This window comes from Anoxynatronum buryatiense, from assembly GCF_900182905.1.
Lineage (GTDB): Bacteria > Bacillota > Clostridia > Peptostreptococcales > Tindalliaceae > Anoxynatronum > Anoxynatronum buryatiense.
This window is the reverse complement of the sequence record NZ_FXUF01000026.1, coordinates 1-23,844: the sequence shown is the minus strand read 5'-3', so window position 1 is coordinate 23,844 and position 23,844 is coordinate 1. Positions and strand designations below refer to the sequence as shown.

Sequence of the window (23,844 nt, the reverse complement as noted above, 5' to 3'; positions counted from 1 at the left end):
ACCACTTACAGGGGGTTCTCTATATGTTTTTTATGAATGTTTATTAAATATTTTTCTAGGTTTTATGCTTTCCCTTGGGTGGGAAAGTTGAGTAATTAATCTATACATGTATTATATCCAAAAATGAACTGCGTAAATCTTCAGAAATCTTAACGGTTGCATGTTTGATAAATAGTGACATACATCCTTCACTAAAAAGCCGGAGGGTGTCTTCCCTCCGCCGACAATATGATGCATTTCTCAGCGTTGATAGTTTATCGTCTCAGTAGAATCTCTTTAATGGACTTACGAATTGCCGGTTTTTCTTTTTTCTGCAGTTCGGGATTCAGGTCTTCTTTACTGCCGTAATACCCCATGGCCACCGCTGCGATCACCGACATATCTTCCCCTATTTCAAAGGTTTCCCGGGCGCGGGACACACTGAATCCTCCCATGGCGTGGGTGTGGAGACCTCTTCGCTGCGCTTCCAGGCTAAGATAACCCCAGGAGGTACCGGCATCAAAAAGATGCCATCGATTCTCCTTGCCATTGCGGGAAAATTGCTTGCGGGACAGAATCAGCATCAGTACAGGTGCCTTGGAGGCCCACTCCCGGTTGGTATCTCCCAGCACTCCTGCCATTTTTTCGTGAGCTTCATCCCCCTGCATGGTCACCAGATATTGCCAAGGTTGCTCGTTGAAGCATGATGGCGCATACCGCGCCGATTCCATAACACCCATCAAATCTGCTTCTGAAACGGAACGGTTGGGGTCGAAGGCCCTTGGTGACCAACGTTTCTTCACTTCATCAAGTATCTCATGTTCAAAGGTTCTGGTTGTCATCTTGTTTCCTCCTGTCGGCGTTCCTCATTTCTTTCTATAATCCACTTTTTATACATTCCTTTTAGCTTTCCTCTTGTTTTCTGCATCATTGTGTTTTGATATTAATACCCAAAAACCCCCCGCCAAAAGTGAAAAGCGACCTGCAATACCATTATTAGTAACAAATCACTGAAATCCCTGCCTTTTCAAATATGGCGGCTGACCGTTTCCGTTCATCATGTGTGGGGGGTCTGTAGCCGTATTGAGGTGACTGAAGCCCCAACTGCTTGTGCTTTTCCAGTCCCAAGGTATGGTAGGGCAGTAGTTCAACACTGCTTTCCGGCACCTGATTTCGAATAAAATCAGCCAATGCTTTTAGATTTTCTTCATGATCGTTGACATCGGGAATAAGCGGAATTCGGATCACAAGAGGGATGTTCAACCGAGACATTTTTTTGATATTGGCGAGAATCAGTCTGTTGTCAACTCCGGTCAACTCTTTGTGTGCCAGCGGGTCCATCACCTTCACATCAACGAAAATGGCATCCATTTTTTGAAGGATATCCCCCGCTGCCTCCCAGGAAAAAAAGCCGCAGGTTTCCATCGCCTGATGAATACCCAAGTGGCTCATGGCATCCACCAGACTGCGCAGAAAGCCCAGTTGTACCGTGGGTTCCCCTCCAGAATAGGTGACACCGCCACCGGAGGCGCGGTAAAAAATCATTTGCCGGCGAACTTCAGACAGAATTTCTTCCACTTGCATCCATCGGCGCAGTATTTTGCCTGTACCAGGGGCTTTTAGAGGTGTTTGTTCCCAGCTTTCAGGATTAGCGCACCAGCGGCAGCGCAGGGGGCAGCCTGCCAAAAACAGCGTGGTGCGAATCCCATCACCATCATGAAGGGAAAAATGCTGCAGCTGCACCACCACCCCCTGCACTTCTTGAGTTTTCTTTTCTTTTTCCTCAAACATATATCATCGGATCCCTTCTTTGCAATACGCATTCATCCGTTCTCAGGCCGGTATCTCTTCGACGTCTTCAGCCGGCACCAATATTTCAAGTCACCCCAGTATCGTCACATCAATGGCTTCCGACAGCCTACATCAGCATGTGACTGTTACGGGCAATGATGGCTTCCTGCATTTCCGGCGACAAATGAATGAATTGAGTACTGTATCCAGCCACCCGAACCAGCAGATCCCGGTAGTCTTCCGGGTTTTCCTGAGCGGCCCGGAGAACTTCATTAGAAACCGTGTTGAACTGTACATGAAAAGCTCCCAGGGAGAAAAAAGCTCTGATCATGGCTGCCACATTTCGCAGCCCCCGTTCTGTGTTCACCAGCTCCTGGTTAAGCCGCAGGTTCAGGAGAGTGCCGCCGCTGTGAACATCATGGTTGATTTTGGCTGCTGACCGCATGGCTGAAAGCGGGCTGTGAACATCACTGCCCACAAAGGGGGAAACGCCCTCTGTCAACGGGGCCTGCGCTTTTCGACCGCAGGGAAGGGCTCCGACAATCTTGCCTGTGGGAACATAGTTGGAAATCCCCATGAAGGCAGTGTTGAAGGGGGATCCGAAAGCATCCTTATATCGTTGGGTTTCCCGGTAATAAAAGTCAGAAATCTCCACTGCCAACCGATCCACCTCCTCTTGATCATTGCCATATTTGGGTACTGCCAGCGCCAGTTCCCGAAGCGTCTCAAAACCCGCCCAGTCGGCATCCAGCGCTTCATGAATGTTTTTCAGTGTCGCCGTCTTCTCATCAAAAACTAATTTTTTGACAGCCATCAACCCATTGGCCACCACTCCCAGCCCAATGCCTGTCAGCACTGGTCCCACGTTGTAGACAGCTCCTCCCCGACTCAGATCTTTGCCTGATTGGAGGCAACCATCCACACAAGTGGACAGGAAGGGGCGCGGCACCAGATCCATATGAAGCTTCTGAGCCAGCACTGTTCCAATGACCGAATGTTTGATGAGATACGCCAGCTGTTTGAAAAATGCACTCTTGATGGCTTCAAAGTTATCAAACCTTTCCAGCGGTTGCTCCGATATTCCCATCTGCTCGCCGGTTAACCGGCTCCTGCCACTGTTCAATGCATATTCAAGCGCAGCTCCAAAATTGACATTGACTGCTGCTGTCCATTCGCCGGTTTTTCGAAAGTGGGGTACAACACAGCCGCAATTGCTCCAGTCTCGGGCATCTTCGGCCGCATAGCCTGCATTGAGCATCATCTGGTACCCTGCAGTGTCATTATGAATGGCCGGAAATCCAGTGCCTGTCGCCACCAGGCGAGTTACGGCCATAAGAAATGCTTCAGGACAATCGGCATGAACACGCACACTGAGGCCCGGTTGGTGCGTTTTCACCGTTTCTGTTGCTTTTAGACACAGATAAGACAGCGGATTGGTGGCATCACTGCCGTCTCGTTTGCGACCACCGACAGTCAGGTTCTGAAACTGGTTATATCCGGCAAAATAGTTGGCGGTATTGGCAGAAATAGTCCACACCCATTCCGATAACTTGATCCACAAAGATTCGACGAGCTCCAGTGCCTGCGCTTCCGTGAGCCGCCCCGCTGCCAGATCGGCTTCATAGTAGGGAGCCATGTACTGATCAAAACGGCCCAGATTCAGCGCAAGGGGATTCTCGGAAAGAATGCCGCTCAACTGCACAAACCAGACAAACTGCAGTGCTTCGCGAAAGGTTTCCGGCGGCTTGGCCGGCACCTTCCGGCATACCCGGGCAATTTCCATAAGCTCTTCCCGTCGATGGATAGCCGCTTCATCATCTGTCTTGTCCAATGCTGCCGCCATCCTTGTTGCCTCATCGGCGTAACGTTCAGCCAATGTCATGATTCCCTCTGCCGCCAGCATCACCGACTGGTAAAATTCTCTTTTTTCAATATTGACCAGACTGTTCATTTCCAGTTGTTCAAAGGCTTCTGTCGCCTCTTTGAAAATACACTGGTAACCCTTTACAAACAGCACATCCTGATAATCAGGCGTGACTTCTCCCACTGCCTGGCGCCATTTCGAATCGTTATCAATAATTCCCGTATCCACCAAAATTTTAGAAGTCTCTGGTGGAAGTTGTTTTAAAAACACTTCTTCCAGTGATTTTTCATTCCAGTATGGAAAAACTTCTTTCCGAAGAAATTCCCGTTGTTCCTGACTGATATAGTAAGGATCCTGGGGACGTTTATCAAAATGATCCATTTCCTGGTCCACCCACCTCCATGAAAACTCAGGTGTCAAAACGCCGGTACGCCTATAGCTGCCGGGAGTGCCCACCAGAAGTTCACCCTCGAAGATGGAGACCGGGAGTTGTTCACATGCCGCTTTAAAGGCCTTGGCCCGGCGAATGGGTATCGGCTCTCCTTCTGTCTGGCGGTGAGACGCTGTCCAGATACGGGCTCTTTCAGTACAAATGGTTGGTTTGGAGTGGATGTAACTTTGACGGGCACTTTCAACACGGTCAGTGATCAGTACATCTGTTGCAACGGGTTTCATCAGGTAATCTCCTTCCTGTTTTGACAGTCATTTCAGTCATTTAGTTTCAACCGTTCAATTTCAGCCGTTTAGTCTCATTGAGTCTATAACAGATCATTCGAGATGATCAGAACTCATCAGAAGCGTTTCGAATCATGACAATAGATGTCTTAATAGACAATCACCATGCAGGCCTTTGTCAATGTGGGAGCTTCATCTGACCGGGAATAGGCATGGGACTGGTCTGCTCTGTACCGAATGGCATCTCCCGCTTCCAGCGCATAGACCTCGCCTCCCACCGTCACATTCATATCACCTTCCAGTACCATCAGGTATTCTTCTGCTCCATCGGCATGGGGTTCTGAGGGAGAATAAGCACCGGAAGACAGTTCCAAATTAATCACTTCAAATCTTTTTTCCGGATCAAAGGGAAAGACGGGGTAAATCTGAATTTTGCCATCGTTTCCTCCCGCCGGACTAACTGTTGAACGCTTCACCACCACTGTCTCAGGCGTATTTCTATCAATGAGTGTGGTGAGCGAGACCTTCAATCCATTGGCCATTTTCCAGATTGTCTGAATGGTGGGATTTGATTCACCCCGCTCAATTTGTCCCAGCATGCTTTTACTAACCCCGGTGAGTTCTGCCACCCGGTCAAGACTGAGTCTCCGCTGCTCTCTAAGTTCTTTTAGATTTCCGGCAATCACTTGACTGATATCATCCATCGGTTTTCCGCCTGCCTTTCCTTTCTTTTAAATCTTTTATTTTCAATGATGTCCAGCGATATGAAAGATTATCATCCCAGCTGCCGGCTATAGCTGATAACACGCAGGGCCTCGTAAACCGTTGCCATAAACCCAGCTGGCACCACCGCGAGATGAAATTATAACGTACAACTCGAACGTTATAACGCACTTCGACTGTATCACAAACGAAGATCCCTGGCAATATCCATTGACCGGCACATGCAACGGTGTGGCAACAAATTTCCAGCGATGTTGAACGTGTTTCAACATGTTCTTTTGTTGTTTTTTTGACACGGTGATTAACCTGCCCGTTTCATTGGGTATGATAACAACCACAGCATTTCCATCATCTGCTTTTCCAGGGATAGGCACTACTTGATACGATTCACAGATCCTGCGGATCATCAAACAACCATGAAAAATGAGTAAGGAAGGTGACATGAATGGTAAAACTGACAGTTTTTTATGATTTTATCTGACCCTACTGTTATCTTGGCAAGGGTCTTGTCAACGAATTGGAACAACACTATCCCCTGGATGTAACCTGGGTACCCTTTGAACTGCATCCAGCAACACCTGAGGAAGGGATTCTTTTAACTGATCGTTTTGGTGCCGAAGATTTCAACATGAGGCTGGAAGAACTGAAGTCACGGGGAGCGCGCTGGAACCTGACTTATCATGGCCTTGAGCGAATGGCCAATTCTCGTATAGCCTTGCTGGCTGAACTCTACGCTACCCACCAACAATGCGGAGAAGCTTTCCGAACTGCTGTCAGTCACGCTTATTTTGAAGAAGGTCTCAATATCGGCCGACAGGAAGTTCTGCTTCGCATTGGCGAAAAAGCAGGTTTAGACCGGCAACAGCTGGAAACCTACCTTCAGCGGGCGGGGAATGACCTGCTGTTACCGGCACAACAGCTGGCAAAACAATGGTCAGTAAGTGCAGTGCCCACCTTTGTGGTGGCCAATGAACATAAAATCGTCGGGTCCGACCAGGATCAGGCGCTTCGAACTGCCATTGAAAAAGCTATGAAAGCCCAGTGATAGTTGAAGTGAAGAACATTTGTTGAGAAACAAAAGCACCCCGAGTGTGACAGGGTGCTTTTGCTATGACCGGAAACAACACAAGGGTATCATCAGGCATATTGATCCTTGACAAGATCACATCATCGACATAAACTTATGTTGAATGAAATTTCAACCAACAATCAGGAGGTGCTCTTTTGCCCCGTAACAAATCTCAAAACCAACAACTCAGAGATGAGCGAAGAGAGCAAATTTTGTCACAGGCATTGATGCTTTTTGCTAAAAGAGGTCTGGCTGCCACTAAAATCACTGATATCGCTGATGCTTCCGCTATCTCCCAGGGGCTGATGTATCACTATTTTTCGTCCAAGGAAGCCATCTTTGTGGAACTCATCAGCAGAGCTTTTGACAGATTAAACCAAGCCTGCCGATGGCTGGAGGAACAATCAATGCCTCCATTGGAGAAGATCACCTTTGCCCTCACCGAACTACTGAAGCTTCTGGATCAGGATGAGCATGCTGCCTGTTATCATTTGCTCATTGCTCAGGCGACAGCTTCTGATGCGATTCCCGATGAAGCTAAAGCCATCATCCTCCGGGAAAATACCTTTCCCTACGAGTCCATTTCCCGCATCATGGCAGCAGGGCAGCAAGAGGGCACCATTAAGCAGTACGATGCTGATCAGCTTGCATTGATTTTTTGGACTTCCATCAACGGATTGGCCATTTACAAGGCTGTTCATGGCACAAAATATCTGGCTCCCAATGTGGAAATCCTTGTTGGAATGTTTCAATCAAATCATCTTTAAATACACACCCGCTGGACCTTAACGCAGTTCAGCAATCACCCAAAATACCGGAAAATTCTATGAGAAGGAGAAATAGCATGCCCAGTATCCGAGGACGCCTCATAAAAACCTTGTTGCAACACCGATACCTGTTCCGATATCCATTTAAAAGATCTCGCATTGACTGGACCCTTTATGACTCCATTCTTCAATTTCGGGAAGAAGTTGAATCTGGAGCGGGAAAGTTTGGTAAAATGCCCCAAGACCTACAGGTGAAGCCTGTTCACATCGGTGATCTCTACGCTGAATGGATTTTGCCATCCCAGTCAGCTTCCGACAAAGTGATTTTATACTTTCACGGGGGTGGCTATGTCACCGGCACCTGTCAGTCTCACCGGGCCCTCACCGCCAAATTTGTCAAAAACAGCGGCACTGGCGCCCTGTTATTTGAATATCGACTGGCTCCAGAAAATCCCTACCCTGCTGCATTGGATGATTCGCTGGCGGCTTATCAATGGTTGCTCCAGCAGGGAATCGCCCCTTCTGACATTGTTTTTGTGGGCGATTCTGCAGGCGGCGGGCTATGTCTGGCAGCTCTGCTGGCCATCCGTGACCAGGGCATTCCACTACCCTCCAGCGCCGTTGCCTATTCTCCCATTACCGATTTCACCTGTAGCGGCGAGTCCCACGAATCAAATCTCAACATATGTCTATCGCCCGAAGGAATGGCCCCTGCTCTCTCCCGCCACTATGCCGGAGGGGCAGACCCTGCCATTCCCTATATCTCGCCCCTCTTCGGAAATCTGGAAGGACTTCCGCCTCTGCTGATTTATGCAGGAGAAGATGAAACGCTGCGTGATGATGCCATTCGCTTTGGCCATAAGGCCAGGGAAGCAGGCGTTAATGTCACTTTGAGAATTGGCGAGGGAATGTTCCACTGCTATCCTGCCATCGCCCCCCTTTTTCCTGAAGCAACAGAAGCTTTTGACGAAATATGTGCGTTTATCAATACCGGCACCTCCTTTCATTGAAAGATCGTTGTGTGATCCATCCAGGCACCATTTGTCATGATATAACAAAATCAGTCTCCACCCATGGCAGAGACTGATTTTCAGCTTTTTGTCACAGTCATTTCATCCCCTGACAGGGTGTATGAAATAACGTGCAACCTACTTTTGTTTTTGTGCCTGAACTGCTACTGAAGACTTCCCATATACTTTAAAGTACGCACCAGCTGGGCCACGTAACTCATTTCATTATCATACCAGGCGACCACCTGTACCTGGAAAACACCGGTTCCACTTCTGGCCACCAGTGTTTGGGTGGCATCGAAAAGGGAGCCATAATCCATACCTATAATATCACTGGAGACCAGTTTTTCTTCCGTGTAACCGAAGGTTTCGTTCGAGGCCGCTTTCATGGCTTCATGAAGACCTTCCTTTGTGACTGTTTCAGAATCGTCCTTAAGCACTGCGTTTAATATCGTGCAGGAGCCGGATGCCACCGGGACACGTTGTGCATTACCCATCATTTTACCATCCAGTTCAGGAATTACCAAACCGATGGCTTTGGCAGCTCCGGTGCTGTTGGGAACAATATTCATCGCTCCCGCTCGTGCACGGCGAAAGTCGTTTTTCTTGTGTGGGCCATCCAGCAGCATTTGGTCACCCGTGTATGCATGAATGGTGGTCATAAACCCGGTGCGCAATTCCCGATAGTCATTCAGTGCCTTGGCCATGGGAGCCAGGCAGTTGGTGGTGCAGGAAGCGGCTGAAACGATGGTGTCATCTTTGGTCAGAATGTCGTGGTTGACACCATAAACAATGGTGGGAAGATCGTTGCCGGCAGGCGCAGAAATCAACACCCTTTTAGCCCCAGCATCGATATGTGCCTGAGACTTTTCTTTTGTACAGAAAAACCCGGTGCATTCCAGCACCATATCCACATCCAGTTTTTTCCAGGGAAGTTTGGATGGATCTGGCTCTTTGAATATTTCAATCTCTGTGCCGTCCACAATGATGGAATGATCTGTGTTCTCCACGGTATGCCCCGCATAGGCCTTCTGAACACTGTCATACTTCAGCAGGTATGCCAGCATATCCGGCTGACTCAAGTCATTGATGGCCACCACTTCAATGTCCTCATTCCCAAAAATCTGCCGAAATGTCAAGCGTCCAATACGTCCAAATCCATTAATCGCAACTTTCATTTTCATCATTTCTTCCTCCTTCATCTGCTTTCATCATTGATCATTCATTTACATTCACTCAGACTCTGTTTCAATGACTTCTGTACGGCACTTATACTCTGTGTTTTCCAGTTTGTCTGTAATAATCCAGGCACTTTCAATATCCAGGAAAGTGACAGGCGCCACCGTTTCAAACTTTCTGCTGTCTGCCAATACGTATACGATGGATGATCTCTTTGCTGCGTGTGTTTTCACTGTGGCTTCGTCCAGATTTGGAGTGGTAAAACCATGTTCCAAATCAACGGCATTGGTCCCCAGAAAGCATTTGGTGAAATTATACTTGGTCAGCGCTGCCAGGGCTTCTGTTCCGGTAACGGCTTCAGTACTTGCATTCACTTTGCCGCCCAACAGGTATACCCGGTGCCCGCTGCGTGTTAAAGCCAGTGCGTGGCTCAACCCATTGGTCACATAGGTAGCTGCTTTGTCCGGCAGAAAATCAATCAGCTTTGCTGTCGTGGTGCCGGCATCAATAAACACAAAATCATTGGCTTCGATGAGACTCGCAGCATGCCTGGCGATGGAGTCTTTTTCAATGACACTGAACACAGCCCTTGTTTTCACATCTGTTTCTTTCGAGGTTAGGTATGTGTCACAAGAGACCGCTCCGCCAAAAACTTTTTTCAGCTTTCCCATATGGTCCAGTTCGATGATATCTCTTCGAATGGTTGATTCACTGATGGTAAGCTCTTTTGCAAGCCTGGCCACCTTAACGGCACCCTTTGCCTGCACTTGAAAAAGAATTTTTTCGTAGCGTTCCTGTTGCAGCATGATCCACCTCCCTCAAAATGATCATACCATATAGGTGAGCAAAGTCAATCATTTTCAATCAAATATGCTCATTTTCCGCCAAAGTCATTCGAATAATCCATTAAAGTCTCTATCAGATCAGCCCCTTCGCGTGGCAAGGGCTGATCTGCTTTGGTTGAAATCCAATCATCCAAAAACAACGGGATCAGACAGTCTGTCAAACGATGAAACCTGCTGCCAGCACCAACACCACAATCAAAGGGGCCGGCACCTTTTTAGAAAACAGCAGTACTGTTGTCAGTGCAGTGACCACCAAATTATCCAGCACGAACCCGCTTCTCTGCATGAGGACTACCGCTGCAACGGCGATCAGACCACCTGCCACGGCAGTCACGCCCTTCAGAGAAACCTTGATGCCTCGAATGTTTTTGATGTTTTCCCAGACAGGAATGATGAAATAGATGAGCAGCAACCCTGGCAGAAAAATAGCTACGCCGCTGACCACAGCCCCCAAAGCCTGAAAAAAAACACTTTCGCCACGGGCCGCCATGCCGCCGGCATAAGCACTAAAACTAAACATAGGGCCCGGCAGTCCCTGCACCAGCCCAAAGCCGGTTAAAAACTCCTGGTTGGACATATACTGGTATACCTCCACCAATTCGCTGTACATAAGGGGTATGACCACCTGTCCCCCGCCAATGACCAGGTATCCGTAACGGTAAAACTTCTCGAAAAGATCCAGAATTCTATGGTCTGTGAAAAAGCTGAGAACAAGACTTCCCAGGGCAAAAATGCCAAAAGCAGCCAAGTATGCCCAAGGGGGTTTCAAATCCACCCGGTTCCACAGATCCTTTTCTCCTGAGGTCATCACGCTGACCACCCCTCCACCAATAAGCACCAGGGGAAACACCCAGGGTTCCCGAATGAAATAGGTGATAAAGGCTCCGGCAATTAACAGCCCTGCTGTGATATGGTCCTTCACCACTTTCCTGCCAATTCGCCAGGCTGCCACAATAATGAAACCCACTGCCATGGGCCCGATGTATCGAAGGCCATCTTGTGACAGATTCATACGGTCCAAAAACTGGCTCAGAAAAGACAGCAGTGTCATGATTGTCAAGACAGGCAGTGCCCACACCAGCATGGTGAAGAAAGCCAACAACGGGCCTCCCATTTTGTACCCAATGGCCACGATGGTCTGTGTGCTGCTGGGCCCAGGTAAAATCCCTGTCAGGGCAATCAGTTCCACCAGTTCTTCTTCAGTGATGTATTTTTTCTTCGTGATCAGTTGGTCTGTAAAAACACCGTAGTGTGCTTCAGGACCTCCATAGGCCCCCAGTGAACAAATGAAAACATCCCGCAGGAAGGTCTTCCATCCAACGGGTTGACTGGGTACTGATCTGATTTCTGTTTGCATTCCAGAACCTCCGTTTCATTGGTGCCTTTTGATTTTGTACAATTATCGATAGGTGTTCGCAGATTTTAAGGCAGGAAGCTTTTGGCAGCTTCCATTCTTTTCTAAATAGCTATCCAACTTTCATCTTGCCCCATGCCTGATACATTTTGATCTCATTCATCTATTGACTTCCTATTGATACCCTCAGCTTCTACGATTAATATGGATTTCGCAAACTGATTTTTGTGCGGCAAAAAGAGATAGGGGAATAATCCCTATCTCACACGCATTGTGTCACTATACCGTACGGCAATCGATCGAAAGAAGCCGCTTAACGCTATTGCAATGCCCGATAGTACTGGGGAAATTTTTCTGATTGATTGTTTAAGCCGATTTCCGTTGATCGCTCTTTGTCCAGTGGCAGATTGCCTTGTGCTTTTCGGTAGACTTCTTTGTTGATTTTTTGAGCGAAACAGCCGATTTTAGGAGTTCCCATAACTGCATTCATTTCCTGCCACAATGTCTTAACGCTGTTTTCAGTGACGTTTCCAAAACTCATTGGAACAAAATCGCAGGGATACAGATCTCCACTGGCACTGATATAGGCGTGTTGGGTTCCTGCGCCACACCCAAATTTTGCTTCACTTTCCGTGTAGGCAAAGGTGCTTATTTTAGGGAACTCCTTCACTTGATTTGCTTTATGCTGGATATCAATGAGCTTTTTTCTGTTGGCAGCATTGTAAAGGATTTGATCCAGATTCTCTTCATTCAGCAGTTTCCCACTGAGAATGGGTTCCAGTAGTTTGACTTCATGCGCCCCATTGTCTCCGGCCAGTTTAAATAGCTTAAAAAGTTGATCCTTTCCCAGGTTTGTCTTTAACGCAACTGTTTGTGCCATAACATAGAGTCCTGCCTGCCTTGCATTCTGGAGGGCTGTGAGTGCCATGTCAAATGCCCGTTCATCGCTTCTGTTATGATTATGCCCCTCCCGGTCATGGGAGTCCAAGCTAATGCCGATGCTAAACAACCCATTCTTTTTTAATTCCCTGGCTCTTTCCAATGTCAGGTTAAAGCCGCTGGTAAAAAGCATTGCAGTACTTCTTTGGTCGATGGCCTTAACAATTTCGAAGATATCTTCTCTGACCAAGGGTTCGCCACCGGTGAGTCCGATGATGCTGGTTTTCATGTTCTGCAGGTCTTTTATCACCCGAATCCACTGTTCTGCAGTCAGTTCTTTTTCCGCCTGCCCTATTTTTGCACTGCAGTAGACACAGTTGTTGGGACACTTGTGAGTGACACTAAGGTAGCTGGAGATGGGAGCCGATCTTTTTCCGTAAATCTGCTGGGTGAAAATATCTTTGGGTTCTTTAACGGCCCTTATATTGGTGAAAAATGACTCTGATGGAAACGAGGGCATGAACGTGCTGATGATGTACTCACCCTCATGCTTCATGATTTTTTCGCCCTTTTGCATGCTTGTCATCATTTTGACATACTTCATTAAATTAAATGCTTGATCTTCTTTGAGAATCCTGTAGGTTTTAATCATTCCTTTGATTGCCTTCTTATCTACTGCCATTTTCATCAGCATGGTTACTTTATGCATGTTCACCATTGACACCGCCATTCCGAAAGATTCCATAGACATATTTATGATTTATCTCATAGTGACGCTCCCTGTATTTTTCTTTTTTTATTTCACGAAGAATATCCCTCTTCACTTTTTCATAATTGTCGAAGATCTGCATGGTTCCGGCCAGGGCCCCCGTTTGATTGAGCCACGCCAGCAAATCCTCCGGGGTGTCAAAAGAAAAGGTCACCTCTCCCTCGTCGATTTCCACGGGCACAAATCCATGATACCTAAACCAGCACTCCAGTCCTTCTGTTCCCTTTGGCAGTTGAAGTGCGATGTTCATGGGTTTTCTGACATTTCCCGGATTTTCCGCCATCACCCGAAGGAATATTTCCTCCATTTTATGCAGGGTCCCTTTGCTATTGGCAATAACTCCCACAACGCCGCCCTCCGACAGCTTTTCCCTGAACTGTTTCAACAGCACTTTGTGTTGAAAGTATGGGAGTGCCCATCCACAAAGGATGACATCAAAGGTCTCCTTTGTCTCATTGAGGAAGGCACCACCTTCCATGTTAACCAGTTTGACTCCTTTGTCTGACAGATCAGCGCAGTGTTCCAGCATTCGCTCAGAAATGTCCACAGCTGTTATTTCACAGGGCAGATCCATCTCAATCACCTTTCGGCTGATATACCCTGTGCCACAGGCAAAGTCCAGCACCCTGACGGGTACCCGGCTGGTCGTTTTATTGAGAAGGATGGCAGGTTTGATGATCCGGTCTGTAAATCGTCCCATTTGGGCGATCCAGTCTTGGTAGGTACTAGCTACTTCGTTATAGGAGGCTCTGTAATCATCCTGATTAACCACTTCTTTTTTCAATATTTTGAAAATCATCTTGCTGTAAAACCTGGATTTGCGAATCATTTCTCTTCCTCCACAGATGAAGTGTTGGCTGTCATTAACTCTACGTACATTGAAAGTAATCGTCTGATGGAAACTACTGTCTGTTGATGAGAACCGTGTCTGATGAATGACTTCCTCTTATGGATAACACAAACCATTGAATCGTGTCCTTACTAATGAACAGCCGTCTCAAGAAACGCATTGATCTGATTCCTGATTTCTTTCAACTCTGATGCCATCCCATGCCCACCACTGTCAAAAGTGACCAGCTGTGAATTGGCCAAATGCGCATGGTAGAACGCAGCGTGTTCATATCCTACCAACGTATCATCTTTAGCATGCAGGATGATGGCCGGGACCTGGATGCCGCTCATTGCTTCCCCTGATAAAGGTTGGATCTTTCCTTCATGAATGTTCCCTGGTCGCCGGGGACTCATAGGATGCATATATTCCAGCATTTGATCCGCAAACTGCTTTTCGTCAGGACTGAGGGCCTTGTAAGTCTCGGGAGGAATGCCGATAAACCCTAAAAATTGAGTGCGAAAGGTTTTGAGCACCAGCCAATAGGCGAAATCCGATTTTTGAATGGTGTTCACCACTTTTGTGCTGAGAGGTATGTCATCACCCATAAATTGAGAAACCGCAGAGGCTAAAATCAGTGCGCTGGTGCGTTCAGGGTAATCATGGGCAAACTGCATGGCGGAAGGCCCTCCGGCGGAAACGCCAAAGACGATCACCTCTTCGATGTTCAAATATTTTAGCAAATCAGCATAAAGCACCGCTTGTTGTTCAACGGTGGCATCTTCCTCCGGCAGCGGTGACCCTAAATACCCGAAACGGGAAACAGCCACCAGCTGATAGTCGTTTCCTAAAAATGCCTGCCCCATGAGAAGCCCCTGGTCGTAGCCGCCGCCTGCCCCATGAATCAACAAAACAGGAGTTCCTTCGCCCTTTATGCCATACTCAATTTCACCATTTTCGGTGATGAGGATATGGCTGCCCTCAGACACCCGTTGGTATGCTTGATCCATTTCTTTCGCGTACTGGATTGTTACTGACAACACCAATGACAGCAAGATCAGTACCACAAGTCCTGTTCCCATTAACATGATTCGTTTCACACGAACATCCCTTTCTCACGAAAAGCAAATCATCAGTTTGCCTTCCAGTTGATGGCTCTAAATGTACTTCAAATCATCTTTCAGCTCACATTATCTTTCAACTTGGTTTGTGGCTTCAACAGATTATCCACCAGCGTTCCGATATAATGATTCCTTTGCTGTTCATCACGAAGATCAATCCCCGAATACAAAAGAAATTTTGACGGATTGATGCTTGCCACCTGGATGGGAAGCAGGATTTGCAGGGCAATGATCCGCAATTGAATGGGATCGAGTCGATCTGCGAAAATTTCCCCTAGAAGTGGAACGATAAAGAGGGGCGTCTGCATTTCTCCATCTAGTAAATTTTGGGTAATGGTGAACTTGATCAGCTTTTCATGCTGCTCTGCAAAACTGTACAGTTTTGTTAACATGATCTTCAGCTTTTCACTCGGTTCTGAACCGGAATACTCCCCCGGGGTCGCAAAGTCAGCGGCCATGGTCGCCATGTAGTCTGCCACAGCAATACCCAGCAGTGCATTCTTTGAGTTGAAGTGATAATTGATAAGGCCCATGCCCACATTGGCACGTTCAGCCACCTGCCGCACGGTGATTTTTTCCACATCTTTTCCTTCAGCCAACATCGCCACAACCACCTTGATGATGTTGTTCCTTGCATCTGTACCACTCATGCTTTCGCCTCTTTTCCATCTAAATGAAAAATGTCCTGATAAATGCTGACTACCGCTTGATTGCTGAACATATTTTGAACATGTTCAGTTTAATCCACCACCAAGCCCTTGTCAACTGTTTTTTTCTCTCCATTAGACAGCAACGCGGGACACAGGGACGTTTCGCGCGTCCCCATGTCCCGCATATCCCTGTGAATTAAGTACGGTTCATGATTTCAAATATTTTCCGGGTTGTGTTCACATTTCGAATGGTCATTTGATGATATAGAGCTGAACCGACAACTTTCAACAGACCGCTTCTGGCTGCATTTTTTCTGTCGACAGACCACAGAATAGCTCCCGATACATATAGCACCCTGTCAATGTCCGGTTTGATGGTCAGTTCCCCCAGGATTTCTTCCCGGTCCACAGATCCTGATAAAAAAAGGACATCACTCTTCATTTCTCCGTCATTTTTCCAGTGCGGCGGCAGTTTTGCCATCAACGCTGCGTAATCGTCAAGATTGCGAACCAACACGGATATTTCAAGTTGTGTACCTGCCAGAATTGCCTGATGCAACAGCGCTTCAAGTTCATATTTGGAATGCGCCACATCCTTAAAGACTACATTGCCGGAATTGATGTAAGTGGTGACAGACTGCATGTTTGTTTTTTCAAAGATTTTTTTCAGTTCCATCATGGGAATTTTGTTGTTGCCTCCCACGTTGATCCCTCTTAGCAGTGCCACATAGACCATATCATTCCCCCCATTTGGTTTGGAACACAAAAGTCAGTGACTGGCAAAACCTCTCATTATCCTTCAAACTCACTCACCCCGTAGCGCTTCGCAACGTTTTTTCAAACTCTGGTTCATCATTTCGAAGCCCTTCAAGGTATTTACATCCAGCAGCTTCTTGAGAAATGGCACCATGACTCCACTGAATTTTTCCCGGTGAATGAGGCAAGTGGTCTGATCTTCCGACTCACTCAGCTCAAAAATATGCTCCCCGTCAAAGATCCCCGGCAGTAGTAGCCTGCCCTTCCACCGCAGTTCTTGGAATTCTTGAACCGATACGATTTTCGGTCGGATGATCATGGGTTTTTTATCTGCCAGCTGTAATTCCACCTGAATAATTTCGTCTTCATCCAAATTGCCGTGAAGTGACTTAATAAACGGATTCCATTCAGGATACCTTTCAACATCAGTTAACACGTTCCATACCGTTTCAACAGGTGCATGGATTTGAATCTTTGTGCGTATCTCTTTCATTCTAACCTATCCTTTCCTCACTTTAGACCACTCAACATCGAACCTTTTGGTATCAAAGGATATATTGAGCTGCTTGATATTCTCCGGATTATCACTCTACACCATTCCACCCAAGACCTCTCAGTATTAAGCCAATTGTTTCACTAATTACCGCTTCTTTCGATTCCTGCTTTTCCACCATCTCCTTAAAAAAGGGGTTCTGCCTTGGAAACACGGCCACGGCCATAACAAAATTCATTGCGTTGTAAATATTGTGAAATTGAAAGTGGCCGGCTTCTCTCCCCAACTCCAGCAAAGAGCGGATTCGTAACCAGGCAGGAACCAGTAATTCTTTGACGGCTTCCGTTCGACTACTGTGAACGACAATTTCCTGCTGCAGAATGGTTACCAATTCAGGGTCTTCGAACCGCAATCTGATGATTTTGGTTAAAAGATCCTTTAGTTCTGCTGCCGGATATTGTGACAAGCCGGGTTCTGCTTCATCCCTAAATGTGAAGTTATCGAAAAGAGATAAAAACAGGCCTTCTTTGCCGCCAAAATGATACGCAATAGCTGAAATGTTGACCTCTGCTTCCCTTACAATGTCACGTGTTGAGGTTGCGTTATAACCATTAAGTGCAAAAAGCCGCCTAGCTGTTCTTTGAATATTTTCCTTAATATCCTGCTTCTTGCTCATTTCTTCGCCTCTTTTCAATCAATCGATTGATTTAATTTTACCGGAGAAATGTGTTTTTGTCAAGGTTTATTATCATCCGGTAAATGGGGAAATGTCGGTGTCTCCTGATCTTCCGGCATCATAAAGCCTCGTCTCAAAGGAATACTACCACCAGTCAGATTTATATGGGTCTGACAATAAAAGAAGGCGACCCTGAAAAGCTGGGTCACCATCTTAATTAACGTTATTGATCTATTATTCTTCAACTTCAAAAGTTGCTGTCAAAATGGCCGTGATGGCTTTTACGCAGTCCTGGCTTCCTCAAGAAGCAAATATTCGCTACACCTTGTTCCTGTTTCCGGCCAACTCATCCTCCAGTTTTTTCTTCTCATTCTCTAAGTCTTCATATGCTTTCGCAGCGGCATGCTCACGTTCTTTCTGCTGCTTGTTCAGTTCAGCCTCAAGCTTTCCCTTCTCACTCTCCAGAAGTTTGATGCGTCGCTCCAGCTCTTTTTTGTACCCGCGTTCTCCCTGCGAATTGACATAGTTGTGGATGCTTCGAAAGATACCCAGAAAGCCCATTAACACGGCCCCCGCAGTGGCAGAAACCAGGATCAGCATAAATAATGTGAGGCTGGTATGTCCAAAGAGATAGTTTACCGTAACGACTTCCTTATTGATTATCGCTATGACAGCTATTAATAAGCCCACCAGCAGCGCCAAAAAAAAGAATATTTTGCGCATCGCCTATTCTCCTTCCGTTCTCTAATTACCATTGCCTTTAACAATACTCTTGAAAGCTTTCATAATGAAAATCACTCTCCCAACAACTCCAAGAACTCTTCTCCCGTGATGGTTTCTTTTTCCAGCAAATGCTTGGTTAGTTCTTCCAGTTTCTCCCGGTTGTCTGCCAGAATCTGGCTGGCTTTTTGGTGACAGGTTTTGATAATCCGCAGCACTTCTGCGTCAATTTTTGCAGCCGTTTCATCGGACACTGTGAGCGTGCTGTCGCCCCCCAGATACACGTTGGTGGTGGTTTCCAGGCCCATCATGTCAAACACGTCGCTCATGCCATATTTGGTCACCATGGCACGGGCGATTTTGGTTGCCTGAGCAATGTCGTTGGAGGCACCGGAGGTGATGGAATTAAAAATCAGCTCTTCCGCTGCCCGGCCTCCCATGAAAGTGGTGATCTTATCCAGTGCCTGGTCTTTGGATAGAAGCAATTGCTCTGTGGCGTCCACCTGCATGGTATATCCCAAAGTGCCGGAGGTGCGGGGCACGATGGTGATTTTATGAACAGGGGCTGAGTGGCCCAGTTTGGCCGTCACCAGAGCATGACCAATTTCATGGTATGCAATGATACACTTGTCTTTTGGCTGGATGACAGCATTCTTCCGCTGGTAACCGGCAATGACCACTTCCACAGATTCTTCCAGGTCACTCTGAAGAATGGTTTGACGTCCCATCTTCACAGCACGAAGGGCAGCCTCGTTGATCATATTGGCCAGGTCTGCTCCAGAGGCACCGGAGGTAGCCCGGGCGATGGTATTGAAATCCACGTCAGTTCCCAGTTTCACCTTTTGGGCATGGACAACTAAAATCGCTTCCCGGCCAGCCAGATCTGGCAGCTCCACAGGAATGCGCCGGTCAAAGCGGCCAGGCCGCAGCAAGGCTTTATCAAGGGTTTCCGGCCGGTTGGTGGCAGCCAGAATGATGACTCCCTTATCTGCGTCAAAACCATCCATCTCACTGAGGAGCTGGTTCAATGTCTGTTCCCGTTCATCATTTCCCCCAGGGCCTCCGGCAGAACGGCTCTTGCCAATGGTGTCAATTTCATCGATAAACACAATGCAGGGGGCTTTTTCCTGGGCCTGTTTAAATAAATCTCTGACACGGGCGGCGCCCATACCCACGAACATTTCCACAAATTCCGATCCTGAAATGGAAAAAAAGGGCACTTTGGCTTCCCCGGCAACGGCTTTTGCCAGCAGGGTTTTTCCCGTTCCCGGAGGGCCTACCAGCAGGGCACCTTTGGGCACCACAGCCCCAACATCTGTGTACTTTTGGGTGTTATGAAGGTAGTCCACGATTTCCTGCAGAGCTTCCTTGGCTTCATCCTGTCCTGCCACATCTTCGAAGGACTTCCCCGTCTGGGCCTCCACATAAACTTTCGCGTTGCTTTTTCCGAAACTCATCGCATTTCCAATCCCGGTTTTGGACTGCAGGCGTCGGATGAGAAACTGCCCCAGGGCGATGAAAATCACCAAAGGGATCACCCAGGAAAACAGCATGCTGACAAAAGGTGAGGCTTCCTTGGGAATCACTTCCTCAAACCGCTCAATATCAGCCTGGTACAGACGCTCCGCAAGCTGGGGGTCTTCCATGCGGCCAGTGATAAAAAGAGTTTCATTCCCCTCAGTATCCACGGTAATGAATCCGATCTCCTTTTCCTTCACTTGAACGCTAATCACTGTGCCGCTGTCCACTTCCCGCAGGAAGGTGCCGTAGTCCACCTCTGTAATTTCTTCCTTCGAGAGATTCGGGTATATAAACATGTTAAATAGCAGCAATAACACCATGACGATCATATAGTAGTATAAAAAAGGTTTGCGGTGGTGTTTATCAAAGTTCATACCTGTTCTCCTTCCACGCAGCAGTCTTCTCTGTTGAGCAGTGAAGTGTTGATCTGCTTGTCTATCATGTTGTCAACGTCCCCGTGTTTTTACATCTTTGCTTTATGCGCCAGCACGTCTTTAATCACCTGGGCAATGTTATCTGCCTGCAGTACCACCAGATCTCCCGGCTTTGCCATCTCCAGTGATATTTTCGTGGCTTCTTTTTCATCAATGACCAAAGTGATCATCTCTGGTGTAAAGCCACCCATCTGTAACCCTTCTTTTACGATACGGGCTGTTTCGCCGGCAGTTCTCTCCCTTGGATCGGCATCGCAAAGAACAATATGATCGTAGTACATTGCAAGGGCACGCCCAAATGCCAGAATGTCTTCCCGCCTTCGATTTCCAACGCCGGAGGCCATGCGAATTTTTCTGCCCGGCATCAAGCCTCTGATAAAGTCGCTGGTGGCGTTGATGGCTCCAATATTATGGCCATAGTCCACCACCACTTTGAACTCACCCATGTCGATGACATTCATTCTGCCTGGTGACTGACCAATGGAAGGGCTGAAACTCACCAACCCCGCCCTGATCTGAACTTCATTTAATCCCAGTGCCGCTGTAGCGGCTACTGCGGCCATCACATTCTCAATGTTAAATCCGGCATTGCCATCAAAGGTGATGGGTATTTCAACCACACTGGCAACGGTTGACATCCATCCTTTTTTCTGGATGATGACATTCCCTTCCTGAACAGTCACATTCATGTTTCCCTTTTCAAAGTTTGACTGAAGGGCCGGATGTTCCGGATCTCTTGAAAACAAAACGGGATGCCCCTTTGTATTCTCGAGACAGGAAAGCACCCGTGGATCATCGGCATTGAAAACTGCATGGCCAGATGATTTGACAGCTTCTGTCACCGTTGATTTTAACCTGGTCATATCTTCCAGGGTATCAATGCCACCTTCACCCAGATGGTCGGAAGAAATGTTGAGCAGAACGCCCACGTCACTTTCAGTAAAACCAAGACCACGGCGAAGAATGCCGCCTCTGGCCACTTCAAGCACGGCAAGATCTATGGTGGAATCCATCATGACTTTTCGGGCGCCTTCAGGACCACTGTAATCTCCTGTCAGAATGGGGATATTATCAATGATCACCGCATCTGTGGAGGTCATGCCCACGGTACTGCCGTTGAGACCTAAAATATGGGAAATCAGCCGGGTGGTGGTGGTTTTACCATTGGTGCCGGTAACTGCAACGATGGGAACCGCATGGGGTGTTCCCGCAGGAAACAGCATATCCACAATGTTAGCGGAAATATCTCGGGGCGTTCCCCTGGTGGGGTTCAAATGCATTCTGAACCCGGGTGCCGCATTGACTTCGACAACACCGGAGGAACCCTTGTGAAGAGGTTTTTCCAGTGAATCGGCAATGATGTCAATGCCAATGACATTCAATCCAATAATCTGTGAGATGCGCTGGGCCATCAACTGGTTCAGAGGATGAACATTCTCTGTCACATCAAGGGCTGTGCCACCGGCACTGAGATTTGCCGTTGATTTAACGTATCTTTTTTCACCCTCAGCCAGAATGCTCTCCAGCGTAAGCTGCTTAACGGCCAGCAGTCGTTCTGTCATGGAATCGGCGGTGATGCGGGTCAGGTTTTTTTCGTGACCGATCCCCCGATCAGGATCTTTATTCACTTCGTCGATCAGCTGTCGAATGGTGTCTGTTCCGTTACCGATCACATATGCAGGCTCCCGAAGGGCCGCCGCCACAAATTTTCCATCAATGACCAGGATTCGAAAATCAAATCCCTCCAGGTATTTTTCCACCAGAACCGTTTCACAGACTTCGCCTGCGATGCCATAGGCGACCAGCAATTCTGCTGCATTGGTCACATTCACGGTAATGCCCCGCCCGTGATTTCCGATCAATGGTTTGACAACCACCGGGAACCCTATGTCTTCTGCTGCCTTCATTGCTTCATCGGTTGTCTTAACAGAGTGACCTTCGGGCACAGGAATGCCCATGGATGACAAAAGTTGTTTCGTACTCTCTTTATCGTCAGCAATTTCAACCCCCAAAGCAGAGGTATTGTCCATCATGGTGGCCTGAATTCTTCTTTGATAAACGCCCTGGCCCAACTGCACATAATTGTCTTCATTGAGGCGGAAATGAGAAATGCCTCGTCTGGTGGCTTCGTTGACAATTGACTGTGTTGAAGGCCCCAAAAGGCTGGAAGCTGCAATTTGTTTTAACTCAATGATCAGGGGTTGTACATCTGTGGTGACACCCTGAAAGAGTTTTTCCACCATTTCAACGGCCATTTCTCCTGCCCTGAGGCCGGTCTTGTAATCCAGATAACGGTAAACCAAGTTATAAATGCCGGTTTCATCCGTGTCAAAGGTTTTTCCAAAAGCCACTTCATGACCGGCAAGGCATTGCAGTTCCAAGGCCACATGCTCCACAACATGACCAGCCCAGGTGCCCCTCACCAGTCGTTCATAAAAACCCCCCACCCTTCCGGGAGAGCATTTGTGTTCCTGAAGGCTGGGCATCATTCGTGCTATATTTTCCTTAAAATCAGAAACCGTATCCGTTGGTTTTTCTTCAAGTTCCTCCAGGTCAAGCTGCATTAAGATGACAGGATGTCGGCTATAATAATTGGGGCCTCGGATCGCTCTCATTTCCAGTATTTTCATGGGTGTTTTCCTCACTCTCCACCGGGTTCAGCAGTTTAAGATCTTCGGCCTTTAAATACTTTTTTTGACACAAGTCATATCCGTAACCACTCACTATCGTGTGAATCACCAGGTTCTCGATGGCGATGGCTTCAGAAGATCCAATATCAGCCACATTCGTATATTTTTGATACTGGCCATCCAGAATCACCGTGATTCCGCTTCCAATGGCTCTTAAAACACAACCACCTTCTATGATAATGCCTGCATCTTCCCCGAGGCCAATGCCGGTATTACCGGGATTCATGCTGACTATTTGCATTAACCGGCTGAAGCGGCCCCGTTCCACAAAGTGGGTATCTATGATGGCGTTGTCGATGAGTCCAATACCCGTTGCAACATTAATGGTACCTTTCCGCAGGGCTGCCCTGCTGTCGCCGCCGCAAATCATGGTTTTGGACATGGCACTGGCTCCGGCACTGGTTCCAGCAATGATGCACATCTCCTCTTCATATCGCCTCAGAATTTCCTTTTCAATGGGAGATCCGCCCAGAATACTGGTGATCCGCAGCTGATCCCCTCCGGTAAAAAAAATGACGTCAGCCGCAGTGATTCGTTGCAATAAGCTGACGTCAGTCGCTTGTTCACGTGTGGATACATGCATGACGCCGACAGCATGATCATCGTCTTTGGCGAAAGCCCTGTAATAGGCCTTGCCGGCTTCTTCTGGATAACCGCTGGCCGTGGTAATGATTTCAATGTGTTTTTTTTGTTTTTTTACCAGTGACAGGATAGTTGTCAGAATATGCAGTTCATACTCTTTGTCTTCATTGCCGCCAATGGCCACCAACAGCCCTTTGGGAATCACCCGGGGCTTTCTATTAGACGAGATATAGTTAATCATGTCACGCCTCATTTCTAAGAAAATACCAGTTTACAAGCAGGATAGTTCAATTATACCCCCTTTAGTGCTTTACTGGACAAAGACAATCAGGTGTAAATGGCTTTTATGGTAATAATAATAATAATAATAATAACTCAACTTTCCCACCCAAGGGAAAGCATAAAACCTAGAAAAATATTTAATAAACATTCATAAAAAACATATAGAGAACCCCCTGTAAGTGGTAT

The 23,844-nt window shown here is 47.3% G+C and carries 20 protein-coding genes and 1 pseudogene; 3 read left to right on the top strand and 18 right to left on the bottom strand.

Going from position 1 to position 23,844, the window contains the following annotated elements; translation table 11 throughout:
- Positions 1 to 254 precede the first annotated feature (254 nt).
- From QOL74_RS18085 to QOL74_RS18070, 4 genes are all read right to left on the bottom strand, one after another.
- Positions 255 to 821 (bottom strand): nitroreductase family protein, encoded by a 567-nt coding sequence (locus tag QOL74_RS18085; protein WP_283410909.1) that lies wholly within the window; start codon positions 819 to 821, stop codon positions 255 to 257.
- Positions 822 to 975: 154 nt separating this feature from the next.
- The gene (locus QOL74_RS18080; RefSeq protein WP_283410908.1) at positions 976 to 1,770 is read right to left on the bottom strand and encodes a glycyl-radical enzyme activating protein; all 795 of its coding nucleotides are present in this window, start codon (positions 1,768 to 1,770) and stop codon (positions 976 to 978) included.
- A 127-nt stretch (positions 1,771 to 1,897) separates the two neighbouring features.
- Positions 1,898 to 4,309 (bottom strand): glycyl radical protein, encoded by a 2,412-nt coding sequence (locus QOL74_RS18075; protein WP_283410907.1) that lies wholly within the window; start codon positions 4,307 to 4,309, stop codon positions 1,898 to 1,900.
- A 149-nt stretch (positions 4,310 to 4,458) separates the two neighbouring features.
- Positions 4,459 to 5,013: a helix-turn-helix domain-containing protein gene (locus tag QOL74_RS18070; protein WP_283410906.1), complete on the bottom strand. Its 555-nt coding sequence runs from the start codon at positions 5,011 to 5,013 to the stop codon at positions 4,459 to 4,461.
- A 512-nt stretch (positions 5,014 to 5,525) separates the two neighbouring features.
- Between QOL74_RS18070 and QOL74_RS18065 the strand changes: the two are divergent.
- The 3 genes and pseudogenes from QOL74_RS18065 to QOL74_RS18055 all read left to right on the top strand — a co-directional run.
- Positions 5,526 to 6,077 (top strand): annotated as a pseudogene (locus tag QOL74_RS18065) (DsbA family oxidoreductase); the annotation flags it as partial.
- A gap of 179 nt (positions 6,078 to 6,256) precedes the next feature.
- Positions 6,257 to 6,868 carry a TetR/AcrR family transcriptional regulator gene (locus tag QOL74_RS18060; protein WP_283410905.1) on the top strand — a complete coding sequence of 204 codons (612 nt, stop codon included), beginning with the start codon at positions 6,257 to 6,259 and terminating at the stop codon, positions 6,866 to 6,868.
- A 77-nt stretch (positions 6,869 to 6,945) separates the two neighbouring features.
- Positions 6,946 to 7,878 (top strand): alpha/beta hydrolase, encoded by a 933-nt coding sequence (locus QOL74_RS18055; RefSeq protein ID WP_283410904.1) that lies wholly within the window; start codon positions 6,946 to 6,948, stop codon positions 7,876 to 7,878.
- 164 nt (positions 7,879 to 8,042) lie between these two features.
- Here QOL74_RS18055 and gap read toward each other — a convergent pair whose 3' ends face one another.
- From gap to QOL74_RS17985, 14 genes are all read right to left on the bottom strand, one after another.
- Positions 8,043 to 9,062, bottom strand: a complete 1,020-nt coding sequence (gene gap / locus QOL74_RS18050) for a type I glyceraldehyde-3-phosphate dehydrogenase (protein ID WP_283410903.1) — start codon at positions 9,060 to 9,062, stop codon at positions 8,043 to 8,045.
- 48 nt (positions 9,063 to 9,110) lie between these two features.
- Positions 9,111 to 9,863, bottom strand: coding sequence for a DeoR/GlpR family DNA-binding transcription regulator (locus tag QOL74_RS18045; RefSeq protein ID WP_283410902.1), 753 nt, complete (start codon positions 9,861 to 9,863; stop codon positions 9,111 to 9,113).
- A gap of 196 nt (positions 9,864 to 10,059) precedes the next feature.
- A complete protein-coding gene (gene chrA, locus QOL74_RS18040; protein ID WP_283410901.1) occupies positions 10,060 to 11,259 on the bottom strand; it encodes a chromate efflux transporter in 1,200 nt (399 codons plus the stop codon).
- A gap of 316 nt (positions 11,260 to 11,575) precedes the next feature.
- Positions 11,576 to 12,844, bottom strand: a complete 1,269-nt coding sequence (locus tag QOL74_RS18035) for a radical SAM/SPASM domain-containing protein (RefSeq protein WP_283410910.1) — start codon at positions 12,842 to 12,844, stop codon at positions 11,576 to 11,578.
- Positions 12,837 to 13,733 carry a class I SAM-dependent methyltransferase gene (locus tag QOL74_RS18030; protein WP_283410900.1) on the bottom strand — a complete coding sequence of 299 codons (897 nt, stop codon included), beginning with the start codon at positions 13,731 to 13,733 and terminating at the stop codon, positions 12,837 to 12,839. The genes QOL74_RS18035 and QOL74_RS18030 overlap by 8 nt, the downstream gene beginning before the upstream one ends.
- Before the next feature lie 152 nt (positions 13,734 to 13,885).
- Complete coding sequence (locus QOL74_RS18025; RefSeq protein WP_283410899.1) at positions 13,886 to 14,833, bottom strand: alpha/beta fold hydrolase; 948 nt, start codon at positions 14,831 to 14,833, stop codon at positions 13,886 to 13,888.
- A gap of 80 nt (positions 14,834 to 14,913) precedes the next feature.
- Positions 14,914 to 15,504: a TetR/AcrR family transcriptional regulator gene (locus QOL74_RS18020; protein WP_283410898.1), complete on the bottom strand. Its 591-nt coding sequence runs from the start codon at positions 15,502 to 15,504 to the stop codon at positions 14,914 to 14,916.
- 196 nt (positions 15,505 to 15,700) lie between these two features.
- A complete protein-coding gene (locus QOL74_RS18015) occupies positions 15,701 to 16,240 on the bottom strand; it encodes a DUF1697 domain-containing protein (RefSeq protein WP_283410897.1) in 540 nt (179 codons plus the stop codon).
- A gap of 69 nt (positions 16,241 to 16,309) precedes the next feature.
- Positions 16,310 to 16,753 (bottom strand): SRPBCC domain-containing protein, encoded by a 444-nt coding sequence (locus QOL74_RS18010; RefSeq protein ID WP_283410896.1) that lies wholly within the window; start codon positions 16,751 to 16,753, stop codon positions 16,310 to 16,312.
- Between the two features lie 91 nt (positions 16,754 to 16,844).
- Positions 16,845 to 17,429: a TetR/AcrR family transcriptional regulator gene (locus tag QOL74_RS18005; RefSeq protein WP_283410895.1), complete on the bottom strand. Its 585-nt coding sequence runs from the start codon at positions 17,427 to 17,429 to the stop codon at positions 16,845 to 16,847.
- Between the two features lie 318 nt (positions 17,430 to 17,747).
- Entirely contained in the window at positions 17,748 to 18,152 is a 405-nt protein-coding gene (locus QOL74_RS18000; RefSeq protein WP_283410894.1) for a LapA family protein, read from the bottom strand.
- A 71-nt stretch (positions 18,153 to 18,223) separates the two neighbouring features.
- Positions 18,224 to 20,044: an ATP-dependent zinc metalloprotease FtsH gene (gene ftsH / locus QOL74_RS17995; protein WP_283410893.1), complete on the bottom strand. Its 1,821-nt coding sequence runs from the start codon at positions 20,042 to 20,044 to the stop codon at positions 18,224 to 18,226.
- Between the two features lie 89 nt (positions 20,045 to 20,133).
- Positions 20,134 to 22,734, bottom strand: a complete 2,601-nt coding sequence (gene cphA, locus QOL74_RS17990; protein WP_283410892.1) for a cyanophycin synthetase — start codon at positions 22,732 to 22,734, stop codon at positions 20,134 to 20,136.
- Positions 22,688 to 23,617 (bottom strand): cyanophycinase, encoded by a 930-nt coding sequence (locus QOL74_RS17985; RefSeq protein WP_283410891.1) that lies wholly within the window; start codon positions 23,615 to 23,617, stop codon positions 22,688 to 22,690. Before QOL74_RS17985 ends, cphA begins: the two co-directional genes overlap by 47 nt.
- Between the last annotated feature and the right edge of the window lie 227 nt (positions 23,618 to 23,844).

Coding starts and splice junctions, on each gene's coding strand:
- QOL74_RS18085 (WP_283410909.1), bottom strand. CDS start 821: ATGACAACCAGAACCTTTGAACATGAGATACTTGATGAAGTGAAGAAA.
- QOL74_RS18080 (WP_283410908.1), bottom strand. CDS start 1,770: ATGTTTGAGGAAAAAGAAAAGAAAACTCAAGAAGTGCAGGGGGTGGTG.
- QOL74_RS18075 (WP_283410907.1), bottom strand. CDS start 4,309: ATGAAACCCGTTGCAACAGATGTACTGATCACTGACCGTGTTGAAAGT.
- QOL74_RS18070 (WP_283410906.1), bottom strand. CDS start 5,013: ATGGATGATATCAGTCAAGTGATTGCCGGAAATCTAAAAGAACTTAGA.
- QOL74_RS18055 (WP_283410904.1), top strand. CDS start 6,946: ATGCCCAGTATCCGAGGACGCCTCATAAAAACCTTGTTGCAACACCGA.
- gap (WP_283410903.1), bottom strand. CDS start 9,062: ATGAAAATGAAAGTTGCGATTAATGGATTTGGACGTATTGGACGCTTG.
- QOL74_RS18045 (WP_283410902.1), bottom strand. CDS start 9,863: ATGCTGCAACAGGAACGCTACGAAAAAATTCTTTTTCAAGTGCAGGCA.
- chrA (WP_283410901.1), bottom strand. CDS start 11,259: ATGCAAACAGAAATCAGATCAGTACCCAGTCAACCCGTTGGATGGAAG.
- QOL74_RS18035 (WP_283410910.1), bottom strand. CDS start 12,844: ATGCATAAAGTAACCATGCTGATGAAAATGGCAGTAGATAAGAAGGCA.
- QOL74_RS18030 (WP_283410900.1), bottom strand. CDS start 13,733: ATGATTCGCAAATCCAGGTTTTACAGCAAGATGATTTTCAAAATATTG.
- QOL74_RS18020 (WP_283410898.1), bottom strand. CDS start 15,504: ATGAGTGGTACAGATGCAAGGAACAACATCATCAAGGTGGTTGTGGCG.
- QOL74_RS18015 (WP_283410897.1), bottom strand. CDS start 16,240: ATGGTCTATGTGGCACTGCTAAGAGGGATCAACGTGGGAGGCAACAAC.
- QOL74_RS18010 (WP_283410896.1), bottom strand. CDS start 16,753: ATGAAAGAGATACGCACAAAGATTCAAATCCATGCACCTGTTGAAACG.
- QOL74_RS18005 (WP_283410895.1), bottom strand. CDS start 17,429: ATGAGCAAGAAGCAGGATATTAAGGAAAATATTCAAAGAACAGCTAGG.
- QOL74_RS18000 (WP_283410894.1), bottom strand. CDS start 18,152: ATGCGCAAAATATTCTTTTTTTTGGCGCTGCTGGTGGGCTTATTAATA.
- ftsH (WP_283410893.1), bottom strand. CDS start 20,044: ATGAACTTTGATAAACACCACCGCAAACCTTTTTTATACTACTATATG.
- cphA (WP_283410892.1), bottom strand. CDS start 22,734: ATGAAAATACTGGAAATGAGAGCGATCCGAGGCCCCAATTATTATAGC.
- QOL74_RS17985 (WP_283410891.1), bottom strand. CDS start 23,617: ATGATTAACTATATCTCGTCTAATAGAAAGCCCCGGGTGATTCCCAAA.